At 43.6% G+C, this 5,566-nt stretch carries 4 protein-coding genes and 1 pseudogene; 2 read left to right on the top strand and 3 right to left on the bottom strand.

Annotated features, from left to right (window positions below; genetic code table 11):
* Nucleotides 1-399: pseudogene (locus ACM5QX_RS29285) on the bottom strand (hypothetical protein); the annotation flags it as partial.
* Nucleotides 400-576: 177 nt separating this feature from the next.
* Between ACM5QX_RS29285 and ACM5QX_RS29280 the strand changes: the two are divergent.
* Nucleotides 577-972 carry a DUF2809 domain-containing protein gene (locus ACM5QX_RS29280; RefSeq protein ID WP_414756720.1) on the top strand — a complete coding sequence of 132 codons (396 nt, stop codon included), beginning with the start codon at nucleotides 577-579 and terminating at the stop codon, nucleotides 970-972.
* Nucleotides 973-991: 19 nt separating this feature from the next.
* Here the strand turns inward: ACM5QX_RS29280 and ACM5QX_RS29275 are convergent, their stop codons facing one another.
* Both ACM5QX_RS29275 and ACM5QX_RS29270 read right to left on the bottom strand, forming a co-directional pair.
* Nucleotides 992-2,200, bottom strand: coding sequence for a lysozyme inhibitor LprI family protein (locus ACM5QX_RS29275; protein WP_414756719.1), 1,209 nt, complete (start codon nucleotides 2,198-2,200; stop codon nucleotides 992-994).
* A 235-nt stretch (nucleotides 2,201-2,435) separates the two neighbouring features.
* On the bottom strand, nucleotides 2,436-4,424 hold the full coding sequence (locus ACM5QX_RS29270; RefSeq protein WP_414756718.1) for a S8 family serine peptidase: 1,989 nt from the start codon (nucleotides 4,422-4,424) through the stop codon (nucleotides 2,436-2,438).
* Nucleotides 4,425-4,774: 350 nt separating this feature from the next.
* On the opposite strand from ACM5QX_RS29270, the gene ACM5QX_RS29265 reads away from it, so the two are divergent.
* On the top strand, nucleotides 4,775-5,353 hold the full coding sequence (locus ACM5QX_RS29265; RefSeq protein ID WP_414756717.1) for a hypothetical protein: 579 nt from the start codon (nucleotides 4,775-4,777) through the stop codon (nucleotides 5,351-5,353).
* Nucleotides 5,354-5,566: the final 213 nt, after the last annotated feature.

The following is a 5,566-nucleotide window of genomic DNA, read 5'->3' as shown; positions in this document are numbered from 1 at the left end:
AATACCGTACATCGGATAATAACTCCCTGGATGCCATAAACAAATCGGTTCATTGTAAGACTCGCCATGAATTTGAAACAGTCGATCTATCAGTTCCCAAACTGCCCAATTTTGATAAACTTGCGGTAGTTTCCAACTGCGTTCGCCAATTACCTGTTGACAATCCCTGACAAAGAAGCGATTATCCTCATTCTCATACAGTTCATGTGCCTGAAAGCACTGCCAAAACGTATCATGATGGGCATGACGTGCCAAAAACTGAATTAGGAGCGAATCGTCATATCGGGTTATGGCTTTGCGACTGTGGCAACCAGAGAATAATACACCTGAATCGCTTTGCGCGATCGCTAGTGTATACCCATCAATCAGAACAAACGTTTTTTCATGCTTATCTCTCATCCAGCAACTCTCGTTTTCTCTCTAAAGGAATTGCAGGACACTTTTCAATAACATCCTATTATTATGCCACGGTAATATTTGAGAACCTCCTCTACCACCCCAAACGGCAAGAAGCCATTACCCGATTCTGTCCAAACTGTAATTAACCCAAATTAAAATTAGAATTTATTAGCTCAAATGCCTAAACAATTCTGTAATCTCAAGTGGTTGAGATTTAATCGTACCTCTTTCACCCTGTTTGCAACTCTATTTGCAATAGTTGTAATAATTGCCCTCTTCTTCCGAGATGATTGGATTAGACCGTTACTGGGCGACGTTTTAATTGTCATGGTGATTGCTTACTTTGTCCATGCTTTTATTGCAGTTCCACTACGGAAGGTTGCTATTGGAACTCTCATTTTTGCCTACTTGATTGAGTTTCTTCAGTTTCTTAATCTCATTGATATTTTAGGCTGGCGAAACTCCCAGCTAGCTCATTTAACAATTGGATCTACTTTCGACTGGCGAGATTTGGTTGCTTATACGGTTGGGATTGCGATCGTTTTCCTCACTGCCAATCCTTTGAAGTCATAAACTACTATTATTTTCCTCTTTATCGAGTATTCATCATTGCTTTGATATGGCGCAAACGCCCCAGATTTAAACGATTTGGGCATTGCTTACTTCTGGTTTGACTACCAAAAAACTGTAACTCAAACTTGCAGTATTCAGTTTGATAACGCTCCCAAAGAGCTTGAGTGGTATCTTGCCCAGATGTAACTGGGGCTTGCTGCGCCTCGTCTTCTGGATCGTATACAGCTATCCCCTTTAGATCCGCAATGCGATCGTTATTTAGCCGAGCTAAACAGCGATGATAGAGCATTGGTGACATAGAACCTTCCTTAAAAGGTTCAACCAACTCAGTACAATGTGCTTCACGATAGTCTTGCCAGTATTTCTGTGCGATCGCAAATGTTGGCTGATACTGCTTCGATAGTTTTTCTGCCCAATCACCATAAATGCTTGATTGCAAAAACTGAGTTGTTTTTGACCAATAGACCGCGCATTGATTTAACCCAAACTGTGTCTTATCCACACAATTTAGCTCTGGAATTCCAGGTAGCACAAAACTATTGAAGAGATCCAAGCCACGAGCAGGTGCTGCCAAAAGGTCTTCTAGTTGGTGAAGTCGAGCCTCTCTGAGAAGCTGATGACATTCCCCCAATCTCAGGGGGTTAAAAGCGAATAGAGCTTTTTCGATCTGGCAATACTGAGTTCGATATTGCTCCCAGTGACGTTGCACCGATGAATTTCTCAATTTGAGTCGATCAAGTAAGGACTCAAATCGAAGATCGCGAGATTGGAGGGTTATAACCTCACCACCTCTTTGCAATTCTAGAATGCGATCATTATTTAATCGCGCTAAACAGACAGATGTTGCAATTGGAAAATCTGGCGTATTGCGTAAGCGTTGAGTTAACTGTTGACAGTGTTGTGTTTGAAACTGATGCCAGGATTGATCTGCGATCGCCAGTTGATGTTGCAGGGGTGCAATAAGTTGCGATTCAACATCTTGATAAACCAATGATTTGAGCAAATGGGTTACTTCTGCCCAACGCTTTGCACAGCGATATTCACCCGCTTCAACCTGTCGAACACAGTCCGGTTGCAAAACTCCACCAAATCCTAATATCACGGTTGGATCAGGTAAAGGAGTCGGTGGCTTGGCATATGGCACAGGGAGAGCTTGGCTCGGTTCCACACCAAGCTGACTTCCAAATAAAATGACACTCGCAAATATCGCAATTCTAAATTTTATCATTTTTCTCATCACCAATCCTGAGTAGTCTTCAAGCACTATCCCTGGCATTTAGATTGTATGAGCTTACTCATTCAAACGGGATGATCATGAGAGCAATTTTTTTCGGGAGAGATGGGAAAGAATTAAGCAAGGGTTCTAATGAAATCGTGCATTGCGGAGGATGCAGGGGATGAAGGGGAAAATATGTAAAAGTTTTACCCAGTCCCCAGTCCCCAATCCCCAGTCCCTAATCCCCCTAAAACCCAATTTCAATAGTCAAGCTGCGAATCTTCCCTGTATCCGCCTGTGCTTTATCTGCTACTTCTAAAGTCCAGGTTCCTTGAGGAATTTTACCCTTCAAAGCAGTTAGTCCTGGTGTACTCACCTCATCGTAAGTTTGTTTAATATCATCTGCGCCTCCGCCTTTGCGGTCGTGGAGGATGATTGGTAATACACCGGATTCAGCAGGGGGGTTGAGGCTAACTACTAAGTCACCGATGTAGGTATGCTCGATATCTACCGTAACTTTGATAGATTTGATGGGGTTGGTGTTAGCGATCGCTACACTGAGTTGAGATATCTGCAAGTCGTTAATGGGGACATCCTGCACAGCCGTGAAAATGCTGACTGGCTCAGGTTGTGCGGGTAGTGCCAATTCTACCGCTTTGAGGGCATTGATACGACCATAACCGTAGAATGGGCTACGACCTTCAGCGTTATAGTTACCACCAACTGGATCAATGCGATCGCATGAACGTTTAATAATATCTCTGACCTCATCCCAACGCAGATTTGGATTGCGAGAGAGAATCAAGGCGGCGACACCAGCCGCACCAGGACAGGCGCTAGAGGTGCCACCGAAACTATTTGTATAATTACCAGCCTGATCGCCGAGATTAGTATTACCGGAATTATAACCGACTACACCAGTGCGATCGGCTGTCCAAATACCAGGGGTTTGGGAAGGGTTACCGTTGTTGCTAGGAAAGGCACACCAGACGGCTTTACCAAAATCACTGTAAGCACTTCTAGTACCAAAGTCGTTACAAGCCGCGACAGCTATTACCTTTTCGTAGCTGGCGTAGCCGTCATTATCTACGCTTTCATTACCATTACCCGCAGCGAATAAAATCACGCATCCTTTGCCATTACGCCCCTTATTAATGGCATAGTCCATTGCTAGTCTTGTGGAATCGGGTAGAGGTACTTTCTGCTTGTGTAGGGGGTCTTTATCATCCCACCATGTACCATCTGGTGGCCCCCAACTACAGGAAATTACATCCGCACCATTTTGAGCAGCCCAGACAAAAGAGTCGGCTTCATCTTGGGAACCCAGGGCAGAAACGAAACGAATGGGCATTAACTTAGCCCCAGGCGCTACCCCAGAAGCCCCAAAGTTGCCATTACCACAAGCTACACCTGCACAAGCCGTACCGTGATTATCTCGGTTTCCTGGCGTGGGAAAGTTGGTTTTGCGTGTGACATCTCTAGGGGCGACAATCTTACCGGAGGAACGGAACTCTTCATGGTCGATATCCACACCATCATCAATAATGGCAATAATCGTTCCCGTACCATCGCTCAACTTCCATGCCGCCTCAACATTGGCGTGGGCATTGATAGTTTTACCCGCAATCGTGGTTTCCTTGAGATGCCATTGCTGGGGAAATGCCTGACGTTGCCTAAATTCCCGCACCAATTCAGGATGACACAATTCCACCGATTCCTCGTTGAGCAACCTTTCGGAAATATCAAAGATGGCTAAACCAGTATTGGGGGGTGCGCTGACAAAGTAGGCATTACGGGCGTATTCTAGTTGACGTTTAATTGTTAAGCCGTAGCGTCCCAAAATTTCTTGGCAGAAACTAACGTCTTCTTCGTGGTCAAACTTCACGAAGAGGTTTTCTGTGTAAACTATGGGTTGTTGACTGACCGGATCAATTAACACACGTCCGGCAAACTGCACCTCAGGTTCTTGATTGAGAATTTCCCTGGCTGTGTCGCGCAAAGCACCATCGTGGCTTGGTTCCTTCACATGGAGAACTTCTACACCTGCTTGGCTGAAACGAGTTGATAACTCGAATTGATTGAGGATATTACGGGCTTGGGGTGAAACAGGGGCGGCTTCAAAGGGGCGATCGCTAATTAGCGAGCTGCGGCTTTCAGTCCGTACTACAATATGATTCTCACTAATCGCTAGTTCGTACTGTTCACCGTTCTGACCACCATAGCGGACATGAACCATACTTAATCTCCTACTATTAAGTTGATACTAAGCCTCTGTATTTTGTGTGCTGTTTCCAAAATGACGCACACATAAGACGCAGCTTAGAACAATTTCCTGTGGATACAAACTATCAGTCTGGCTTTCCAGAAATGGGTAATGGGTAATGGGTAATGAACTTTTCCCACTGCAAATTTTACTCAGCCAGAAAAGGATTGTGCATCAATGTTTCAACCCTGAAAAAGCACAAAATCAACAGCTTACACCCTTACACCCCTTACACCCCTAAACCCCTAAACCCCCACACCCCTAATATTTCAATCTATGAGTAGAAGTAGTTCATTACCTAAAATCATTAGAATTTAAAAAGAATGTTTTATTTTCCTGGTGAATTATTTTTACAGGCGTACTCTCTACCTTTAATCGCTGAAGTGAGACCCCAACGAGACTATTTTATTGAGTATCCCCAACAAATTCCTGTTGGTACAAAAGCGAGTGTCTTCTACAATCGCCAGTTTGGATACTACGCCGCACATTACAAACAAGCTAGCAAGATACCATCCCAGGCTATTTTAGTCTTGAATGAGGGTGAGGGAGCGATCGCTATTTTTCCCGGTGAACCCGATTCAGCAATCGAGAATACTGCCAATACAAATATACTAAGTCCAGTATATACCTTAGAAAATAACGGAACGCTGGCTGTGCCTACTGGGATGGTTTTCATCTGTTTTACAGAAGGTGTTGATATTGAGTCACAACAAGTTGCTATCAATCAAGCAGGTTATGAAGTAGCAAAAACTCTAGTTTATGCACCTAACGCTGGTTGGTTGCGTGCCAGAACAAACAAAATTGCTGATGCTCTCAAAGGGATAGCTCAACTATCAGTTATACATAATGTGGAGAATGTCGAACCACAAATGCTGATGGAAAGACAACTACGCGAGAAGTGAAAATAATTCGCAATTCACCATAACTTTTCTTAACATCTATCTAAGGTATGAAATGAATTTATAACTAGAGATGGTCGTAATTAAAGTTTATATTTGTTAAATTATATTTATGTGTGTTCCCAAATTAATGGCGCAATTCCCAATAGAGAGTATTGGGAATTTTGGCGTTGCATAATAGAGGGATGAATTGAGGTCATCTACTGTGCAATGTCC

It is taken from the genome of Anabaena sp. CCY 9910 (assembly GCF_963920875.1).
GTDB classification, from domain to species: Bacteria; Cyanobacteriota; Cyanobacteriia; order Cyanobacteriales; family Nostocaceae; genus Trichormus; species Trichormus variabilis.
This window is presented reverse-complemented; position numbering and strand designations above follow the sequence as displayed.